This is a genomic window from Bacillus sp. AFS053548, assembly GCF_002575105.1.
Classification (GTDB): domain Bacteria; phylum Bacillota; class Bacilli; order Bacillales; family Bacillaceae_G; genus Gottfriedia.
The window spans coordinates 14,664-33,478 of record NZ_NUHI01000008.1; the positions used below are offsets into that span (position 1 = coordinate 14,664).

Annotated in this window: 19 protein-coding genes and 1 riboswitch; of the genes, 12 read left to right on the plus strand and 7 right to left on the minus strand. The window is 32.4% G+C overall.

Annotation, left to right across the window (positions count from 1 at the left end):
* Positions 1–32 precede the first annotated feature (32 nt).
* The 3 genes from CN946_RS04995 to dat all read right to left on the minus strand — a co-directional run bounded on the left by CN946_RS04995 (position 33) and on the right by dat (position 2,393).
* Positions 33–869: an SGNH/GDSL hydrolase family protein gene (locus CN946_RS04995; RefSeq protein WP_098860156.1), complete on the minus strand. Its 837-nt coding sequence runs from the start codon at positions 867–869 to the stop codon at positions 33–35.
* A gap of 270 nt (positions 870–1,139) precedes the next feature.
* Complete coding sequence (locus tag CN946_RS05000; RefSeq protein WP_098860157.1) at positions 1,140–1,439, minus strand: hypothetical protein; 300 nt, start codon at positions 1,437–1,439, stop codon at positions 1,140–1,142.
* A 69-nt stretch (positions 1,440–1,508) separates the two neighbouring features.
* Positions 1,509–2,393 carry a D-amino-acid transaminase gene (gene dat, locus CN946_RS05005; protein ID WP_176547211.1) on the minus strand — a complete coding sequence of 295 codons (885 nt, stop codon included), beginning with the start codon at positions 2,391–2,393 and terminating at the stop codon, positions 1,509–1,511.
* A gap of 154 nt (positions 2,394–2,547) precedes the next feature.
* Here dat and CN946_RS05010 point away from each other — a divergent pair, with 154 nt between their 5' ends.
* The 6 genes from CN946_RS05010 to CN946_RS05035 all read left to right on the plus strand — a co-directional run bounded on the left by CN946_RS05010 (position 2,548) and on the right by CN946_RS05035 (position 8,726).
* Positions 2,548–3,357, plus strand: a complete 810-nt coding sequence (locus tag CN946_RS05010; RefSeq protein WP_176547212.1) for a sugar nucleotide-binding protein — start codon at positions 2,548–2,550, stop codon at positions 3,355–3,357.
* A gap of 126 nt (positions 3,358–3,483) precedes the next feature.
* Positions 3,484–5,190, plus strand: coding sequence for an AMP-binding protein (locus CN946_RS05015; protein WP_098860160.1), 1,707 nt, complete (start codon positions 3,484–3,486; stop codon positions 5,188–5,190).
* A gap of 266 nt (positions 5,191–5,456) precedes the next feature.
* A complete protein-coding gene (locus CN946_RS05020) occupies positions 5,457–6,044 on the plus strand; it encodes a fatty acid metabolism transcriptional regulator FadR (protein ID WP_056472373.1) in 588 nt (195 codons plus the stop codon).
* A 37-nt stretch (positions 6,045–6,081) separates the two neighbouring features.
* Positions 6,082–6,852: an enoyl-CoA hydratase gene (locus tag CN946_RS05025; RefSeq protein ID WP_286133820.1), complete on the plus strand. Its 771-nt coding sequence runs from the start codon at positions 6,082–6,084 to the stop codon at positions 6,850–6,852.
* A 56-nt stretch (positions 6,853–6,908) separates the two neighbouring features.
* A complete protein-coding gene (locus tag CN946_RS05030; RefSeq protein WP_098860161.1) occupies positions 6,909–7,682 on the plus strand; it encodes an electron transfer flavoprotein subunit beta/FixA family protein in 774 nt (257 codons plus the stop codon).
* A 66-nt stretch (positions 7,683–7,748) separates the two neighbouring features.
* On the plus strand, positions 7,749–8,726 hold the full coding sequence (locus tag CN946_RS05035; RefSeq protein ID WP_098860162.1) for an electron transfer flavoprotein subunit alpha/FixB family protein: 978 nt from the start codon (positions 7,749–7,751) through the stop codon (positions 8,724–8,726).
* Positions 8,727–8,880: 154 nt separating this feature from the next.
* Here CN946_RS05035 and CN946_RS05040 read toward each other — a convergent pair whose 3' ends face one another.
* The 3 genes from CN946_RS05040 to CN946_RS05050 all read right to left on the minus strand — a co-directional run bounded on the left by CN946_RS05040 (position 8,881) and on the right by CN946_RS05050 (position 10,274).
* The gene (locus tag CN946_RS05040; protein ID WP_098860163.1) at positions 8,881–9,120 is read right to left on the minus strand and encodes a hypothetical protein; all 240 of its coding nucleotides are present in this window, start codon (positions 9,118–9,120) and stop codon (positions 8,881–8,883) included.
* A gap of 318 nt (positions 9,121–9,438) precedes the next feature.
* Entirely contained in the window at positions 9,439–9,597 is a 159-nt protein-coding gene (locus CN946_RS05045) for an FbpB family small basic protein (protein WP_098860164.1), read from the minus strand.
* Positions 9,598–9,803: 206 nt separating this feature from the next.
* Positions 9,804–10,274, minus strand: a complete 471-nt coding sequence (locus tag CN946_RS05050; protein WP_098860165.1) for a GNAT family N-acetyltransferase — start codon at positions 10,272–10,274, stop codon at positions 9,804–9,806.
* 170 nt (positions 10,275–10,444) lie between these two features.
* On the opposite strand from CN946_RS05050, the gene trxA reads away from it, so the two are divergent.
* The 4 genes from trxA to CN946_RS05070 all read left to right on the plus strand — a co-directional run bounded on the left by trxA (position 10,445) and on the right by CN946_RS05070 (position 14,643).
* Positions 10,445–10,762: a thioredoxin gene (gene trxA / locus CN946_RS05055; protein WP_056472391.1), complete on the plus strand. Its 318-nt coding sequence runs from the start codon at positions 10,445–10,447 to the stop codon at positions 10,760–10,762.
* 277 nt (positions 10,763–11,039) lie between these two features.
* Entirely contained in the window at positions 11,040–11,477 is a 438-nt protein-coding gene (locus tag CN946_RS05060) for a MarR family winged helix-turn-helix transcriptional regulator (protein WP_098860166.1), read from the plus strand.
* Positions 11,478–11,558: 81 nt separating this feature from the next.
* The gene (locus tag CN946_RS05065; RefSeq protein ID WP_483295370.1) at positions 11,559–13,193 is read left to right on the plus strand and encodes an MDR family MFS transporter; all 1,635 of its coding nucleotides are present in this window, start codon (positions 11,559–11,561) and stop codon (positions 13,191–13,193) included.
* A gap of 98 nt (positions 13,194–13,291) precedes the next feature.
* Positions 13,292–14,643 (plus strand): IS3 family transposase gene (locus CN946_RS05070; RefSeq protein WP_098860167.1). Its coding sequence is split into 2 segments (ribosomal slippage): positions 13,292–13,739 and positions 13,739–14,643, totalling 1,353 coding nucleotides; the frame shifts between segments, so codons are not numbered across the junction.
* A 148-nt stretch (positions 14,644–14,791) separates the two neighbouring features.
* On the opposite strand, the gene CN946_RS05075 is transcribed toward CN946_RS05070, so the two are convergent.
* Positions 14,792–15,223 (minus strand): PepSY domain-containing protein, encoded by a 432-nt coding sequence (locus tag CN946_RS05075; protein WP_098860168.1) that lies wholly within the window; start codon positions 15,221–15,223, stop codon positions 14,792–14,794.
* Between the two features lie 147 nt (positions 15,224–15,370).
* On the opposite strand from CN946_RS05075, the gene uvrC reads away from it, so the two are divergent.
* Positions 15,371–17,146 carry an excinuclease ABC subunit UvrC gene (uvrC, locus tag CN946_RS05080; RefSeq protein ID WP_098860169.1) on the plus strand — a complete coding sequence of 592 codons (1,776 nt, stop codon included), beginning with the start codon at positions 15,371–15,373 and terminating at the stop codon, positions 17,144–17,146.
* A 74-nt stretch (positions 17,147–17,220) separates the two neighbouring features.
* A riboswitch (Lysine riboswitch) is annotated at positions 17,221–17,402 on the plus strand.
* 104 nt (positions 17,403–17,506) lie between these two features.
* On the plus strand, positions 17,507–18,748 hold the full coding sequence (locus CN946_RS05085; RefSeq protein WP_098860170.1) for an aspartate kinase: 1,242 nt from the start codon (positions 17,507–17,509) through the stop codon (positions 18,746–18,748).
* Positions 18,749–18,815 lie beyond the last annotated feature (67 nt).

Below are 18,815 nucleotides of genomic sequence, written 5' to 3' on the forward strand. Positions count from 1 at the left end.
GCTGACTCTTGAGATCTATTTTTTAGCAGTTTTTAATTTTCTGTTGTATGATCATTATCATCTTCTTCTATACTACTTTTAACATCCTGCTGCAGAACTTCTAACTCTCCAATTACAATCTCCGAAACACGTTTATATCCTCTAGTTTTATTTGGATGCATACTATCAATTAAATAATATTCACCGTTCATTCTATTCCAACCAACATTAGAGTATAGGTCGATGCATGGCAATGCGTAAAAAATAGCTACATCTTTTACAGCTTTAGCATAATCAGATGTTAAATAACCAGCTTTATTTTTATCTTCATATTTTCCGTTGTGATATCTAGGTACAGGCGTCATAAGAATAATCCTACAATTTGGTAACCTTGTTTGTATTTTTTCAATCATTGAACACAAAGCACCGATAAATGTCGATTCGTCTAAATTGGGTCGTTCATTTGTTGGGAACCCTTTTCCTAAAGGAATACCTCTACCAAAGTCATTTGTTCCACCCATTATTGTTAAAAGTTGAGTATTAAGTGGAATCGTAGCATTGATCCTTTGACTGTTACACATACTTGATAAAATTTCTATCGTTCCATTTGGCTGGGGTTTAGGTGGTTGACCTTTGTAATTTCCATTCTTATCAATCCAAGCAATAGAACCATTTTCAGCTATGGTTGTTCCGCCAATCCCTCTATTAACATGAGTCAGGCCTAACTTTTCTGCTACAGCAGGCTGCCATCCGTTAGACGAAGTGATACTATCTCCGTAACTAATCCATTGTTTTGATTTGTAACCAGTTATTTTTTTTCCTTTTGCCTCAGCTATATTTGTAAATAATGAATTAAAAATACGTTTTACATACGATGTTAGTCTTGGCATAGCAATCACCCTTTTTACATATTACTTCATAAACATGTAATGCCTATTTTCTAAAAATGAAATTACAATGACAGTACAGGATTTTTTCGCATGTAACATTTTATAGATAAAAATTATTCTATATTACATTTATTCAAACAAAATCAACTTAACAAACCTTAAATCAATTGTTAAATCTGTTTTTAAAGTTGCACTTCGATCGTTAGCAATACAACAAAAAGCCTGTATCTTATAATATTAGTCTAAGATACAGGCTATACTTTTAGGTAACTAATGGTACTTATAACTATTTTTATCGGAGCTTTTTTTCATGAATATCCCAATAATTAACTGAATGAGACCAATAATAAATATGATTGGATATAATACCCACATCAACATCCCTGCAAAGCCATCTCCTTTGATAATAGCGTAGGTAATTCCAATGGCAAATGACAAAAATGGCCCAATGGCTATCATATTCGTGATACCCCATATGATGAAATTTCGTTTTCTAGATTGCCCAATAGTAAAAACGAGAGCAAGAGTTGCTCCAAATAAGGCGATCAAAATTGCTATAAAAATTGCCAAGTCAAGTCACTCCTCACTAAGGTAAACCAACAGATTTTCATGCGGTTTTATAATGCTATATAGTGATGTCTAGTTTGTTGACTGATCCTGCGGAATTTTATCAATTAAATTAGTGTATGAATCTTGAATTTTCTTTGTTATTTCTCCACGCTTTCCTAAACCGATAGAATATGATTTTTCATCAATTAAAACTGAAGTAACAGGTAGGATGTCAGAAACTGATGCTGTTGTAAAAGCTTCATCTGCATTTAAAAGTTCATCAATTGAAAATGGAATCTCTTTTACTTCGAGTCTTTCTTTTTTTGCAATTTCAAGTACCACTTTTCGAGTAATGCCATTTAGAATTAAGTGATTGGCAGGATGAGTGAATAGAGTAGAGTTTTTTACGATAAAGACGTTTGTTGCTGATCCTTCTGTAATGATCCCATCTCTATGCAAAATTGCTTCTTTCGCTCCTTTTGCGTAAGCCTCATTTTTTACTAAAACACTACCTAATAAGTTTAAACTTTTTATATCACAGCGTAGCCAACGAATATCATTCGTTATATAAGCAGTTATTCCTTTTTCCATTTGCTGTAATGGTCTATGATCTTCTCTTACTGTATAAGCAATCAGTTGAGGCTTTAAATTAGCTTCGTCTTGGTAAATATGATTGCGATTCATTACACCTCTACTAATTTGGATATAAACATATCCGTTATCATAATCGCAAGTATTCATTAAATAAACTAAATCACTTTCAAGCTTTTTCAGGTGCATTTTAAAAGGTATTAATATTTTTTCACAGCTTTCTTTCAAGCGAATTAAATGTGCATCGAGTTCAAAATATGACTTATTGAAAAAACGAATAACCTCATAAACTCCATCTCCAAATTGATAACCTCGATCTAAAATATTTACATTTGCAGATTTTAAATCGACAATACGGTTGTTTAAAAGAACCTTTGCTTTCATATGAACCCCACTCCCTATTATCATTTAAGTCTGTTAGATTAAAAGCATTCAACTAGTTTGGACTTTAAATTTATGACCTTTGTAAACACTGTTTATTATGATACATTCAATATATCACAAGTTTATTAAATATTTTGTAAAAAGGAGAGAGACAATGAAATTATTAATTTTAGGTGCTAGCGGACTAGTTGGGAAGGCTTTAATAAAAGAATTTTCTCCAGATTATGACGTTTATGTAACGTTTAATCAAACAAAATTAGATTTGAAAAATGATCATCAATTACAATGGGATATTAATGATTCAGAGAAAATTTTGAACTGGATTGATCATATTTGTCCAGATGTAATCGTTTCTTGTTTACGTGGTGATTTTAATGTTCAATTTGAGGCGCATTCTAGAATAGTAGAAAAAATAAAATCAACTTCAACGAAATTTTTATTTTGTTCTACAACAAATGTTTTTGATGGAGAAGTTTCAAAGCATCACGCTGAAAACGATCTTCCGGTTGCCGAATCAGATTATGGACAATTTAAAATAAAATGTGAAGAATTAATTAAGAATGAGATTGGCGATAATGGGATCGTTTTAAGGTTGCCAATGGTTTGGGGAAAACAATCACCAAGATTAAATGAAATAAAGGATAAAATAGAAAAAGGTCAAGAAATTGATGCGTATGATAATATTTTTTTAAATCATGCAATTGATACAGGAATTGCTAAGCAAGTAAGAAAAATTATTGAAAATGATTTAAAAGGGATTTTTCACCTTGCAACAACTGATATTGACTCGCAATACTCATTTATTTTTAATCTTGTAAAAAGATTATCAAATGAGGGGAAAGTTAAATCTCTTACTTTAGAAAACTTTGATGAATACAATTTTGGATTATTGACTAATCGTGCCGATTTGTCACCTAATTTTTACTATGATAGCGATGAAGTAATTGATCAATTAGTTCATTAAATTCCAAAACAAATTCAAAATCCACTAGTGATTAAATATTCTTAATATTTTGATTGTATAGCTGAAATTTGTAACATATACTAATTTTAGTATGAACATACTTTTAAAATACTGGTGGTGAATGGTATGGAGGAACCAAGATTAAGGCCTTGGGTGAGTCAGTATCCAGAGCAAATACCAGCTACATTAGACGAACAGTTTGATTTATTACCAACATATTTAAAGCAAACAGCTTCAAAATATCCAGCTAAGAAAGCGCTTAATTTTCTAGGGAAATCGATGACCTTTAATGAAATTTATATTCAGTCTTTAAGATTTGCCAATTTTTTAAGGAATTTAGGAATTAAAAAAGGCGATCGAGTTGCAATTATGCTTCCTAATTGCCCTCAGGCAGTGATTGCTTATTACGGGATTCTTTTTGCAGAAGCAATTATCGTCCAAACAAATCCGCTATATACTGAGCGTGAGCTTGAATATCAAATGAATGATAGTGGTGCAACAGCTATTATTTGTTTAGATTTATTAATTAATAGAGTGTACGAAGTAAAAAAATCTACTAATCTTCAACATATTTTTGTTACTGGGATTAAGGACTATTTACCATTTTTTAAAAAGCTGTTATATCCTTATTCAAAACAGCCAAAGGCACCTGAGATTCCTAATGATCACTCGATTCATCAATTTAGTTTTATTATGCAAATATCTGCACCGATTGAACAGGATCTCTCAAGTAGTAGTGTAGAAGATGTAGCAATACTTCAATATACAGGAGGAACTACTGGATTTCCTAAAGGTGTCATGCTTACACATAAAAATTTAGCATCAAATACTTTAATGGCAGAGAAATGGTTATATAAAAGTAAGAAGGGCCAAGAAAAGATTTTGACTGTCTTACCATTTTTTCATGTATATGGAATGACGACATGTATGAATTTATCAATCATGTGTGCGTATGAAATGATTATCGTTCCGAGATTTGATGCAACTCAAATGCTTGAGGCGATCAATAAATACCGACCTACATTGTTCCCGGGTGCACCAACAATGTATATTGCATTATTAAATCATCCTGATTTAAAGAATAACGATATCTCATGCATTCATGCTTGCTTAAGTGGTTCTGCAGCATTACCTGTTGAAGTTCAAGAGCAATTTGAAAAGGTGACAGGCGGAAAATTAGTAGAGGGCTATGGTTTATCAGAAGCTTCTCCAGTTACACATAGTAATTTCCTATGGGATAAGCGAGTAACGGGCAGCATTGGAGTTCCTTGGCCAAGTACAGATGCTAAAATAGTATCTCTAGAAACTGACGAAGAATTACCTTATCGTGAAATTGGTGAATTAATCGTTTCAGGACCACAAGTAATGAAGGGGTATTGGAATCGACCAGAGGAAACCGCAACCACGTTAAAAAATGGCTGGTTATATACAGGAGATTTAGGCTATATGGATGAAGAAGGCTTCTTTTATATCGTTGACCGTAAGAAAGATATGATTAATGCGGGAGGGTTTAACGTTTACCCTAGAGATATTGAGGAAGTATTATATGAACACGAGGCTATTAAAGAAGCAGTTATAGTTGGTATTCCTGATGCATATCGTGGAGAAACAGTAAAAGCTTACATTGTATTAAAAGAAGGGAAATCAGTGACTGAGGCTGAACTAGATGATTTTTGTCGGAAATATTTAGCAGCCTATAAGGTTCCGAGAATTTATGAATTTAGGAATGAATTACCAAAAACAATGATTGGTAAAATCTTAAGAAGAACATTGCTAGAAGAAGAAAAACAAAAGAATACGAAACCTGAGGATTCTGATGAAAATTTAATATAATAGTATATGGGGGATGATAACATAAGCATCCCTCTTTATTTTACGAACTGTTATCAAAATACTATGCTAAAATAAATTTAAAGATTGATTAGAAAAGAAACCTGATAAAATTGAATGAAAGTACAAAGATTAAAATGAATATTAAAAGCATTTGTAAAGAAACTTTATACATAAAAATATTACAGGACAATTGACAATTTTCTGATAAATTTGTATTATGAGAATATGAATGATTATTCATTCACTGTAAGAAGGGGTTAATAAAAATGAAAAGAGATAAACCAAAATATAAACAAATAATTGATGCTGCAGTTGTTGTAATTGCTGAAAATGGTTACCATCAGGCGCAAGTTTCTAAAATTGCAAAACAGGCTGGTGTAGCTGACGGAACAATCTATTTGTATTTTAAAAATAAAGAATCCATCTTAATTTCACTGTTTGAAGAGAAGATGGGAAATTTTACTGAAAAAATTCGTGAAAAAATTGAAGGTAAACCGGACGCGATATCGAAATTATTAATGTTGGTAAAAACTCACTTTTATGAAATGTCTAAAGATTCTCATTTAGCAATCGTTATGCAATTGGAAGTAAGACAAACAAATATTGACCTGAGATTAAGAATAAATGAGGTACTAAAAGAGTATCTACATATCATTGATTCAATTTTAAATGAAGGAATCAATAGTGGTTTGTTCGACAAACAATTGGATATTCGTACAGCTAGACAAATGATCTTCGGCACGATTGATGAAGTGATGACCCATTGGGTAATGACCGGTCAAAAACAAGATTTAGAGTCAAAAGCCGATAAAGTTCACCAATTATTAATAAGAGGATGCGGGTACCAAAATTAACGTTCTAGTACATTTTGAAAAATAGGGAGGAATAGTTGTGAGTTTAATTCAATGTAAAATATCCGATGGTATTGCATTATTAACAATTCAAAATCCACCAGCAAATGCAATGTCTTCGGTTGTATTTGCTGATTTAGTTAAGCGTTTAGATGAATTAGAAAATAACAATGATGTAAGCGTTTTAGTTGTTCATGGAGAAGGTAGATTTTTCTCTGCAGGTGCAGATATTAAAGAATTTACTTCTTTCAAAAATGCTGAAGATGCAGCAGTTGTTGCAAGAAGAGGTCAACTAGTTTTTGATCGTGTTGAAAATTTTTCTAAGCCGATCATCGCAGCAATTCACGGAGCTGCATTAGGTGGCGGACTAGAATTTGCAATGAGCTGCCATATTCGAGTTGTTGCAGAAAACGCAAAACTTGGTTTACCTGAATTAAACTTAGGAATTATTCCTGGGTTTGCTGGGACACAACGATTACCACGTTATGTAGGTAAAGATAAAGCGTTAGTTATGCTTGCGACTTCTGAACCAATTTCTGGTGTTGAAGCTGGGAAAATTGGATTAGCTACAATTGTAGTGCCAGAAGAAACTTTATTAGATGAAGCTAATGCATTAGCAGCGAAAATTGCTAATAAAAGTATGCAATCAATTCAATATATTCTACAACTACTATCTTCTACTAGAACTAATTCATATCATGAAGCGGTGGAAGAAGAGTCTAAATTATTTGGAGAAATTTTTACAACTGAAAATGCAAAAGAGGGTATTTCGGCATTTTTAGAAAAAAGAAAACCAGTGTTTAATAAATAAGTAGTTTAATATTTTAAAAAAATAGATGTAGTTACATTTCCTGGGAGGGTATAACAATGAACATTTATGTACTATTAAAAAGAACATTTGACACTGAAGAGAAAATTACAATTTCAAATGGTGCAATCCAAGAGGATGGCGCTGAATTTATTATAAATCCATACGATGAGTATGCAGTTGAAGAAGCGATTCAAATTCGTGACGCTCATAGTGGCGAAGTAACTGTTATAACAATTGGTAACGAAGATAGTGAAAAAGAACTTCGTACAGCACTAGCTATGGGTGCTGATAAGGCTGTATTAATTAACGTTGAAGATGACGTTACAAATGCTGATCAATATACAACTTCTAAACTTATTGCTAAATACTTAGAAGATAAAGATCCTTCAATTATTTTAGCAGGTAATGTTGCAATTGATGGAGGTACTGGTCAAGTAGGTCCACGCGTTGCTGAATTACTAAATATTCCTTACGTGACAACAATTACTAAAATTGACATTAATGGTACAACAGCAACAATCGAACGAGATGTAGAGGGTGATACAGAAATCATCGAAACATCTTTACCATTATTAATCACTGCTCAACAAGGCTTAAATGAACCAAGATATCCTTCTTTACCTGGTATTATGAAAGCTAAGAAAAAGCCTTTAGATGAATTAGAATTAGATGATCTAGATTTAGAAGAAGATGAAGTTCAAGCAAAAACGAAAACAATTGAAATTTACCTACCTGCGAAGAAAGAAGCGGGCAAAGTTTTAACTGGTGAATTAAAGGATCAAGTAAAAGAATTGGTTTCGTTACTACGTTCTGAAGCAAAAGTAATCTAATTTTATTGAATATTAGAACAGAATAATAGATTAAGATCGTAATAGAAAATTTTGGAGGGAAATAACATGTCACGTAAAGTATTAGTATTAGGCGAAGTTCGTGAAGGATCACTACGTAATGTTTCATTTGAGGCAGTAAGTACGGCTAAAACAGTTGCTGAGGGCGGAGAAGTAGTTGCTGTATTAGTAGGTAAATCAGTTAGTTCATTAGCTACTGAAATGATTCAATACGGTGCAGATCGTGCAATCGTTGTTGAAGATGAAAAATTAGCATCATATACTTCTGATGGATATTCTCAAGCACTTTTAGCAGTTATTGACCAAGAAAAACCAGAAGGTCTAGTATTCGGTCATACAGCTTTAGGTAAGGATTTATCTCCTAAACTTGCTGCTCGTATGCAAAGTGGTCTTATTTCAGATGTTACTGCAATCGAAGTAGCTGGTGGAAATATTGTTTTCACTCGTCCGATTTACTCAGGTAAAGCATTCGAGAAAAAAGTTATGGTAGATCCATTTATTTTTGTGACAATCCGTCCAAATAACATTTCAGCTTTAGAAAAAGATGCTACTCGCACTGGTGATGTGTCAACTGTTTCAGTTGAAATTAAAGACTTACGTTCAATCGTCAAAGATGTTGTGCGTAAAGCGAGTGAAGGTGTAGACCTTTCAGAAGCGAAAGTGGTCGTTGCTGGTGGCCGTGGAGTTAAGAGTGAAGAAGGCTTTAATCCATTAAAAGAATTAGCTTCAGTATTAGGTGCTGCTGTGGGTGCTTCTCGTGGTGCATGTGATGCTAACTATTGTGACTACTCTTTACAAATTGGTCAAACTGGTAAAGTTGTAACACCTGATTTATATATTGCATGTGGTATTTCAGGAGCTATTCAACATTTAGCTGGTATGTCAAACTCTAAAGTAATCGTTGCAATTAACAAAGATCCAGAAGCTAATATCTTCAAAGTAGCTGACTACGGAATCGTTGGTGACTTATTCGAAGTATTACCTTTATTAACAGAAGAATTTAAAGCTGTATTAGTTAACTCTTAATATAGAAGCTATAAATGATAGCCCACAAGAACAATCTTGTGGGTTTTTTATATTTTTTCAAGTGTTCGTTATATAAAAAAGAGGGGTCCAAAAGTACTTTAACTTTTGTTACACCTCCTTTATCTTTCTTCTATTCGTTTACAAGCCATTGTCATTACATCCTAACAATGACTGATCCACCGCCACTTGTTACAACTTGATTTTGTTTTTGTTCAAGTTGTCTAAGTAATTCATTATTTGCCTCGATTGCTTTTACAAGGTTAGTAATTTGATTTTCAAGATTCATGAACATTTGCATGATTGATTGATGATCTGTTTGTACATGACCTTGAACACCGTTTCTCATAGGATGTTGGGGATGAAGCGGATGTGAATTCCAAAATGGATGATGCATACTTTTACCTCCAATTTCTAGACCAATGTACTATATAGTACGTCTTATTATTATAAGAGTTCGCCTATTTTAGATGATCCAGTAATTATTGCTACTTATAAATATGAGAGAAGTTTATAGTCAAATTTCAATTCGTTTTAATGAATTTTTGTGAAGATGATTGCACCCTATATATAAGAAAGAATTGATTTTTTACAACTAGTGTTTGCTTATATGGGGAAGTTGAACTTTGACAAATAGGTTGATTCAAGGGAAAAGGTTTAAATCTTTTTAAGAAAAACACAAAAAAAGTAATCCCTCTAAAGGATTACTTAAAATTTATGATATAGCTTTGTTTAGTTTGTTTTTTTCAGATAATAATTCGTGGCGCTTTTCAATTTTTCTTTCAATTTTTTCTATTTCTTCTTTGTTTCCTAATAAAGATTGTTTGTTCTCATGAACTAATTGATTAAACGATTTACGTAAAGGTTTTCTCATAAATGCCACTCCTATCGGGTTAAATTTTTTGAATATTTTTATTATATTCAACAATATATTAACATAAAAATCTGAATTAATTCGAGTAAGATTTTACGAATTTGTGACAAAAGTAGTGAATTGAATCGTTACTCATGGACTATATTAATAATCGTGATGTCCCAGGTATCAGATATTCACTAATTTAACATTTAAATATGAAAATTTTATGAAAAAATCTTTTCATAAACCGCTACTTCAATACCATCTGCATTCGTTTTATTTTCAATATAGTTAAAACCTTGAGATTTCCAAAAAGATTTTGCTTTTTGGTTATTAATTAATATACCTAATCGTAAACTGTGAATATTTCTTTTTATAAGTAGTTCTTCAAATAAAATAAATGCGTTTGTTCCAAATCCATAACCATGGTAATCATGATGAATCATTAAAAGACCTAGCCACGGGGAACCATCTTTAGGATTTAACGCTAAAAAATCAATTAATCCTATATAGGTATCATCTAATTTAATAAAATAAGTTTCCGTTTGGTGTGAAGAAGAAAAATATTCCTTCATTAGTTCTTCATTTGATCTAGTTAAACGACCATTCTCCATTAAATTGTAATTTTGATTCGAATTTGTAATTTCTTCAATTACATCAATTAAGTCAGTTGTAATTCTTTCAAATGTTATCACTTTTTTAGTCCTTTCATTGATATATCAACTATTTGTTTGGAAATAGTAAGTTTGAGCAAATAAATAGAAAATGCTAATTCTCATATGGTATACTTTCTTTAAAATTATAACAAATTATGTCAATCTACATATTTTACTTATGTAGCTTGCGCAGGTAGGAGGAAAAATAAATGGCAATTGTTAATGCAACAAACGCAACGTTTGCAGAAGAAACAAAAGAAGGTGTAGTATTAGTTGATTTTTGGGCAACTTGGTGTGGTCCTTGTAAAATGATTGCTCCTGTATTAGAAGAATTAGCTTCTGAATACGGAGAAAAAGTTAAAATTGTTAAAGTTGATGTTGATGAAAACCAAGAAACAGCAGCTAAATTTGAAGTTATGAGCATTCCATCATTATTCGTTCTTAAAGACGGCGAAGTAGTTGAAAAAACTTTAGGTTTCAAACCTAAAGAAGCTTTAGAAGAATTAATTACTCCACATATTGGTTAATTATAATTTGTAAGAAATGCACTCATAATATGAGTGCATTTCTTTTTTTTGCATTTTTAACTAAAACTGGCTAGTACAATATTTATAAAATCAATAGCTTAAGCCATTGTAAATGTTTTCATTATCATTAGCAAAATGATCGATTAGAGTAATGTTAAAAATTTCTAATGTAAATAAGATTGACTATTTTTCTGTCACGTTTTATATTTAATAAGCATTAATATTTAACAGGCATTAAATATTTACTCGGATTAATTTTTAAAGGAGGTTAACTTTCTTGGGTAACAAAAATGAGTACATTGAACGGATTCAGATTGCACTTCAAAGTACTATTCATAAAATGCAACCAAAGGTGACAGAAAGTATGAATAGTCATGGTGTAACAGCTACTCAATTTTTTGTTTTAATGTACTTACGAAAAAAAGAAAGCTGTAAAATATCTGAAATAGCAGAGATGATGGGTGTAAAACCAAGTGCGGTATCATTTATGATTGATCGACTTGAACATAATGACTTTGTATATAGAGAACATGATAAAAAGGACCGAAGAGTTGTAAATATTATGTTAACTGAGGAAGGTATTAAAAAATTAGAATCAGTGATAAAAGATCGGAAAGAAATTTTTGAAAGTTTCTTGTTTAACCTTTCTGACGATGAGTTATTACAATTTGCAAAGATTACTGAAAAGCTTGCAAATGCTGCAGCTGATTTATAGAAATTTTTACAAAATAATTTTTTGTATTAGTAATTATAAAAAGAAAAAAGATATGGTAGAGAGAGAAGGGAGAAATATATTTTGAGTACAAATACAAATACAGTTATTCAAAAAGAAGGCAATCGTAAACTATTGCTAATTGGTCTAATTATAGCAATGTTTTTCTCGGCATTAGATGGTACGATAGTTGGTACGGCAATGCCTAAAATTGTTGGAGACCTTGGTGGTTTAAGTATGATGACTTGGCTTACAACAGCATACTTATTAACTTCAACTACAGTTGTACCGATCGCAGGTAAATTAGCAGACTTATTAGGTCGTAGAAGTGTATATATTGCTGGTTTAGTTATCTTTATGGCAGCTTCTGCATTATGTGGTATTGCCCATAACATGACAGAATTAATTATTTACCGTGGTATTCAAGGTATCGGTGGCGGTGTAATGATGCCGATGGCGATGATTGTTATCGGGGATATGTTTACTGGTAAAGAACGTGCGAAATTCCAAGGGGTTTTTGGTGGTATTTATGGTTTAGCTTCGGTAATCGGACCACAAATTGGTGGATGGATTGTTGACTCATTAAACTGGAAATGGGTATTCTACATTAATCTTCCTGTAGGTATTATCGCAACAATTTTTATTGCATTAGGTTTAAAAGGTAGAAAAAATACAGGCCCTATCAATTTCGATATCGCTGGTATGGTGACTATGATTGTCGGTGTTGTAAGCTTACTTCTTGCTTTAAGTTTAGGTGGAGTTAAATATGATTGGAATTCTTGGCAAATCATTGGTTTATTTGTATTAGCTGTAGTTGGAATCATTAGCTTCGTTATCGCAGAAAATAAAGCTAAAGAGCCAATTCTACCAATGCATTTATTCAAAAATAGAACTTTCGTAACATTAAACTTAATTGGTTTCTTTATGACAATAGCGATGTTTGGCGCAATTATGTTTGTACCATTCTTCATGCAAGGTATTGTTGGAGTAAGTGCAACACAATCGGGGACAATAATGACGCCAATGATGATCACAATGATTATTGCAAGTATTATTGGAGGTCAGGTTGTATTTAAAGTTGGTATTAAACCACAAATTATTACGGGAATGTTCGTAATCGCATTAGGTTTATACTTATTAACAACTCTAGATATGGATTCAAGTAAAACAATTGCAACAATCTTTATGGGAGTTATGGGTCTAGGTATTGGTTTAGTAATGCCGACAATTACACTAGCTCTTCAAGAAGTATTTGATAAGAAGGAATTAGGGATTGTAACATCTTCTAGCCAATTCTTCCGTTCAATCGGTGGTACTTTTGGTGCAACTGTTTTAGGTGCTGTAATGAATAGTAAATCAGGAACACTTCTAAACAATGATTTAGTTCCATTTTTAAATAAATTACCAGCACAAGCTGCACCATTAGTAGACAAATTTAAAGACATGATTAATACAACTCCTCAATCTGTATTTACAATGTTATTTAATGCGGATGCTAAGAAGCTAATTCCTAAGCCAATTTTAGAAGGTATGTTACCAATCATTAAAACATCATTAATGGATTCATTACACCAAGTATTCTTTGTTGGTTTAGGATTCATCATAATTGGTGCAATCGTAACATTTTTCCTAACACCAATTAAATTAACGAATAGAAAAGCTGGAGATAAAGAAGGTAATGAGCAAGAACAAGTAGAAGTGGAAACTGCGACTTCTTAATTTCTCAAGCTTTATAGTAATAAAAGTAAAAACCATCCAGAAAATTGTAGTGCACCCCAAATGTTAGACACAGTCTAACATTTGGAGGTGCATTTTTTATGACTAAATTTACTACTGAACATAAATTAGCGGTAGTTAATCGTTATTTAGAAGGTAAGGAAAGTTTTCGTTCTATTGGTAAGTTATTTGGTACGTCCCATGCTGAAGTGAGAAACTGGGTAGCTCAATATAAGCAAAATGGGATTAATGGCTTGCTTAAAAAGTCATATACAAGTTATTCGGTACAGTTTAAACTAGACGTATTAAAGTATATGAATGACCACGGGACGTCACCGAATGAAGCAGCTACAATTTTCAATATTCCTTCCCCTAGAACGATTCGAAAATGGAGGACTCAATTTGAAACACAAGGACAAGACGCCCTAGAATCAAAGAAAAAGGGGCGACTTTCCATGAAAAAAGAAACTAAGAAAACTACACCCGTTGAAGGATCAATTAAAGAACTTCAGGCTGAAATAGAACGTTTACGCATGGAAAATACATATCTAAAAAAGTTGAATGCCTTAGTTCAAAACAAGGAAAAATCACGAAACAAGACAAAGTAAAAGTTGTCTATGAATTAAGGCATGAGTTTTCGTTAAAAGAACTTCTACTGCTCGCCAGTATTCCGCGTAGTACGTACTATTATTGGATGAAAAATCTAAATTGTCCTGATTCAGACGCAGAGATAAAGATGCTGATAAAAGATATTTATGAGGAACATGAAAGTCGTTATGGCTATCGTAAAATTCGAGACGAGCTTACTAATCGTGGTTATAAAGTAAATCATAAAAAAGTTCAACGACTCATGAAAGAACTAGGGATAAAATCACTTGTGAAAGTAAAGAAATATCGCTCTTACAAAGGTGAAGTGGGTAAGATTGCCCTAAATAGTTTAAATCGAAATTTTCAAGCTGAAAAACCAAATGAGAAATGGGTTACAGATATAACTGAATTTAAATTATTTGGAGAAAAGCTATATTTTTCACCTATGCTGGACTTATATAATGGTGAAATAATTGCTTATACAATTGGTTCACGTCCAACTTATTCACTTGTATCAAATATGTTAGAACAGTCTTTTGAACGTTTAACAGATTCCGATACCCTACTTATTCATACAGACCAAGGGTGGCACTATCAAATGAAAAAATATCGTAGTGCTCGTATTAAACGTGGAATCACTCAGAGTATGTCACGAAAAGGAAACTGTTACGATAACGCAGTAATAGAAAGTTTCTTTAGTATCATGAAATCTGAACTACTCTATCTTAAAGAATTTAACAGTGTCGAACACTTTAAACAAGAACTAGCAAAATATATAGATTACTACAATAACAAGCGAATTAAGACAAAATTAAAAGGCATGAGCCCAGTAAAATACCGAGTTCATGCCCAACAAGCTGCCTAATTGAAGTAACCAGTCTAACTTTATGGGGTCACTACAAATTTGGATGGTTTTTAGTTTAAATTAAAAATGTCAATTGACCACTGATTTATAATTTGAAGAAAAAAGAGAGATCCCATAAAAGATTTACTTTTCAGGGACACTCTCTTTGTTATATTGCCATTGATATTTTTTCTTTTCTTTTTCTCATTTTTCGTTTATTACTCCACAAGATCCAAGATAAAGCTAATCCTGTTCCAGTAAGTATAAAAAGACCGATTCCACTAATTAAACCAATTATGCCGGTATGTAGGCTTTTCACTGAAAATGCAGACTGCTCAGGTCTCTTTCCGAAATTTTGAAATGGGGTTTGCGTATTATCACCACTTTGTCCATTTTGAAGTGTAGTGTTTTGATCGCTATTTTGAGATTGTTGATTTCCATTAAACTGCCCATCCGATGGAAACTGACCTTGCATAGAAAATCTTCCTTTTTCTTCGCCAGCTTTATTGAAATACAGAATAATCCCTGTAGTAGATTCGATTAGTAGGAAAACCGAAGCAATAACACCAATCCAAAAATGAACTACTCTTACTTTTTTCATCTTAATATTTCTCCTTTTCTTTTCTTGATGAAATTAAAGTTACAATAGAAAACTTAATTTTTACTTAATATCATTAAAGTATTTTCAGTTTTTTAATGTGGAGATTATAATATTAAGTGTACAATTGCACGAAAGAGGTGAGAGGAAATGGACAATCACTTAAAAGAAAAATTAGCGCTTCTACCTGATCAGCCTGGTTGCTATTTGATGAAAGATATTCAAGGGACGATCATTTACGTAGGAAAAGCTAAAGTTTTAAAAAATAGGGTTAGATCTTATTTCACGGGATCCCATGATGGTAAGACATATCGATTAGTTCAAGAGATAACTGATTTTGAATATATTGTTACTTCTTCAAATATGGAAGCTTTAATTCTTGAGATGAATTTAATTAAGAAATATGACCCGAAATATAACATCATGCTGAAGGATGATAAATCATACCCTTTTATTAAAATAACTGCTGAAAAACATCCTCGCTTATTGATTACGCGAAATGTAAAAAAAGATAAAGGAAAATATTTTGGACCATTCCCTAATGCTACAGCCGCTAATGAAACAAAAAAATTATTAGATCGTCTATATCCATTACGAAAATGTTCTTCATTACCAGACAAAGTTTGTTTATATTATCATATTGGTCAGTGTCTTGCGCCTTGTGTAAAAGAAGTAACTGATCAACAAAATCAGGAAATAGTTAATGAAATTGCCCGTTTTCTAAACGGTGGGGAAGACCAAATACGAAAAGAGTTAGAGGCAAAAATGCTTGCTGCATCTGAACAATTAGATTTCGAGCGCGCGAAAGAGTATCGAGACCAAATTGTATCAATTGAAGCGACCATGGAAAAGCAGAAAATGATGAGTAGTGATTTAGTTGATCGAGATGTATTTGGATATGCGGTTGATAAGGGATGGATGTGTGTTCAAGTATTCTTTGTTCGAAGAGGAAAATTAATTGAAAGAGATGTATCCTATTTTCCAATTTACGATGAGCCAGAAGAAGAGTTCCTATCATTTATTGGGCAATTTTATGAAAAACCACACAATATAAAACCAAAAGAAATCTTTGTACCAGATAAAGTTGATACTGAAATTTTAAAAGATTTATTAAAAATTCCTGTATTCCAACCAAAAAGAGGCCAAAAAAAGGAACTTGTTGTATTAGCAAACAAAAATGCCAAAATTGGACTCGGTGAGAAATTTAAATTAATTGAGCGAGATGAAGAAAGAACGGTTAAAGCAATAGAAAAACTAGGAGATATTTTAAATATTGAAACTCCGTATCGAATCGAAGCATTTGATAATTCAAATATTCAAGGAACAAATCCTGTTTCAGCTATGGTTGTGTTTATAGACGGAAAACCTTCAAAAAAAGATTACCGCAAATATAAAATCAAAACTGTCGTAGGACCTGATGATTATGATTCAATGCGTGAGGTAGTACGTAGAAGATATTCTAGAGCATTAAAAGATAATTTACCATTACCAAACTTAATAATTGTTGATGGTGGGAAAGGACATCTAGCTGCAGTTGAAGATGTACTCCAAAATGAGTTAGGTCTATTCATTCCAACAGCTGGACTTGTTAAAGACGAAAAGCACCGTACTTCAGAGTTATTAATAGGACAACCACCTCAAATTGTCCAACTTGGTAGACAAAGCCAAGAATTCTTTTTATTACAAAGAATTCAAGACGAGGTACACAGATTTGCAATTGAATTCTATCGTCAGCTTCATAGTAAATCAATGGTTCAATCTGCTTTAGATGGCATAGCAGGTGTTGGGGGAACAAGAAAGAAAGCCCTTCTTAAACATTTTGGATCAGTCAAAAAAATAAAAGAGGCATCAATTGAAGAGTTAATAGAAGCTAAAATGCCAAAAAATGTTGCAGAGGAAATTTTTCAACATTTCCATAAAGAGTGATATCGTTACCAAAATTTTTATCTTGACACTATTTTCAAAATAATTTATATTTTAGTTAAAATTAAATGATTTTCTCTCGTAATAGAGGTGCAAAACTTAAAAGTATTCTGTCATAGACGTGTGGCGTTGTAATGGACAGTTGAAAGGAAGTTTTGCCGAAATAAAATGAATCCACAATTCATTTTGTTGGGACTGCATTTAAGAAATGTAGTACTGTCGCATAATAATAATGATTATGCGGGGAGCTATTGAAGAGATGTTGATGATTTGTCTATTTTATTATTTGTAAATTAGGCGCGTGAACATTGCTTCACGCGCTTTTTTGTATTCTTTTTTAAGTAAAAAGTGAGGATGAGAAAAATGGGAATTATTGTTCAGAAATTCGGTGGTACTTCAGTAGGCTCAATTGAACGAATTCAGCATGTTGCTGAAACAGTAACCAAATCATATAAAGAAGGAAACCAAGTAGTTACAGTTGTATCTGCGATGGGGCATCATACAGACGAACTAGTTAGTTTAGCAGCTCAAATTAGTCCACAAAACAGTAAACGTGAATTAGATATGTTACTTACTACAGGGGAACAAGTTTCGATTTCATTACTTGCAATGGCAATCCAAGCAAAAGGTTTTAAAGCTATTTCACTAACTGGTTGGCAAGCTGGAATTCAAACTGAATCTGTCCATGGTAATGCGCGTATAGAAATAATTCATACTGATCGAATTCAACAATTACTTGATGAAGGGTATATCGTAATTGTTGCTGGTTTCCAAGGTTTAAGTGACAACAATGAAATTACGACATTAGGTCGTGGTGGTTCAGATACAACAGCTGTTGCATTGGCAGCAGCTTTAAATGCAGAACGTTGTGATATTTATACTGACGTATTAGGTGTTTATACTACGGATCCAAGAGTTGAACCAAATGCATCTAAACTAAGCCATGTCTCTTATGATGAAATGCTAGAGCTTGCAGCTTTAGGAGCAGCGGTTTTACATCCAAGAGCAGTAGAATTTGCAAAAAATTATAATTTAATTATTCAAGTTCGTTCAAGTCAACATGATGAAATCGGTACATTTATTGGGGAGGAAACACAAATGGAACAACAATCAGTCGTAAGAGGAATCGCATTCGAATCAAATGTAACAAGGATGACTTTAAATGGTTTAAATAATCATGTAGATTTATTACCTAAAATCTTTACTTTATTAGCAAGTGAAGGTATTGATGTTGATATAATTATCCAAAGCGTAACATCAGATAACTTAGTAAATCTTTCATTCTCGATCAAATCTGAAAATATGTTGGAAGCAATAACGGTTCTAGAATCAAAGAAAGAATTTTTAGGTTACCGCTCATTTGATTTTGAAAGTGAACTTGCTAAAGTTTCAATTGTAGGTAGTGGAATGGTTTCTAATCCAGGTGTTGCTGCAAAAATGTTTAAATTTTTAGCTGAAAGTGAAATCCCTGTAAAAATGGTAAGCACTTCTGAAATTAAAGTATCAACAGTTGTACCGAAAGCAAAATTACAAGAAGCAGTTCATGCTCTTCATAAAGGATATGAATTAGATCGTATTAATGAAGAAGTAGTAGTAGAAAACTAAATTTAAAATAAACCCTTTTAGGCGTACCAATTCTTATATATATAGGCTTTGAAATATTGATTTTATC

Bases quoted from the DNA above. Each gene is read 5' to 3' on its own strand.
- CN946_RS04995 (WP_098860156.1), bottom strand. From the start codon at position 869: ATGCCAAGACTAACATCGTATGTAAAACGTATTTTTAATTCATTATTT.
- dat (WP_176547211.1), bottom strand. From the start codon at position 2,393: ATGAAAGCAAAGGTTCTTTTAAACAACCGTATTGTCGATTTAAAATCT.
- CN946_RS05010 (WP_176547212.1), top strand. From the start codon at position 2,548: ATGAAATTATTAATTTTAGGTGCTAGCGGACTAGTTGGGAAGGCTTTA.
- CN946_RS05015 (WP_098860160.1), top strand. From the start codon at position 3,484: ATGGAGGAACCAAGATTAAGGCCTTGGGTGAGTCAGTATCCAGAGCAA.
- CN946_RS05020 (WP_056472373.1), top strand. From the start codon at position 5,457: ATGAAAAGAGATAAACCAAAATATAAACAAATAATTGATGCTGCAGTT.
- CN946_RS05030 (WP_098860161.1), top strand. From the start codon at position 6,909: ATGAACATTTATGTACTATTAAAAAGAACATTTGACACTGAAGAGAAA.
- CN946_RS05035 (WP_098860162.1), top strand. From the start codon at position 7,749: ATGTCACGTAAAGTATTAGTATTAGGCGAAGTTCGTGAAGGATCACTA.
- CN946_RS05040 (WP_098860163.1), bottom strand. From the start codon at position 9,120: ATGCATCATCCATTTTGGAATTCACATCCGCTTCATCCCCAACATCCT.
- CN946_RS05045 (WP_098860164.1), bottom strand. From the start codon at position 9,597: ATGAGAAAACCTTTACGTAAATCGTTTAATCAATTAGTTCATGAGAAC.
- trxA (WP_056472391.1), top strand. From the start codon at position 10,445: ATGGCAATTGTTAATGCAACAAACGCAACGTTTGCAGAAGAAACAAAA.
- CN946_RS05075 (WP_098860168.1), bottom strand. From the start codon at position 15,223: ATGAAAAAAGTAAGAGTAGTTCATTTTTGGATTGGTGTTATTGCTTCG.
- uvrC (WP_098860169.1), top strand. From the start codon at position 15,371: ATGGACAATCACTTAAAAGAAAAATTAGCGCTTCTACCTGATCAGCCT.
- CN946_RS05085 (WP_098860170.1), top strand. From the start codon at position 17,507: ATGGGAATTATTGTTCAGAAATTCGGTGGTACTTCAGTAGGCTCAATT.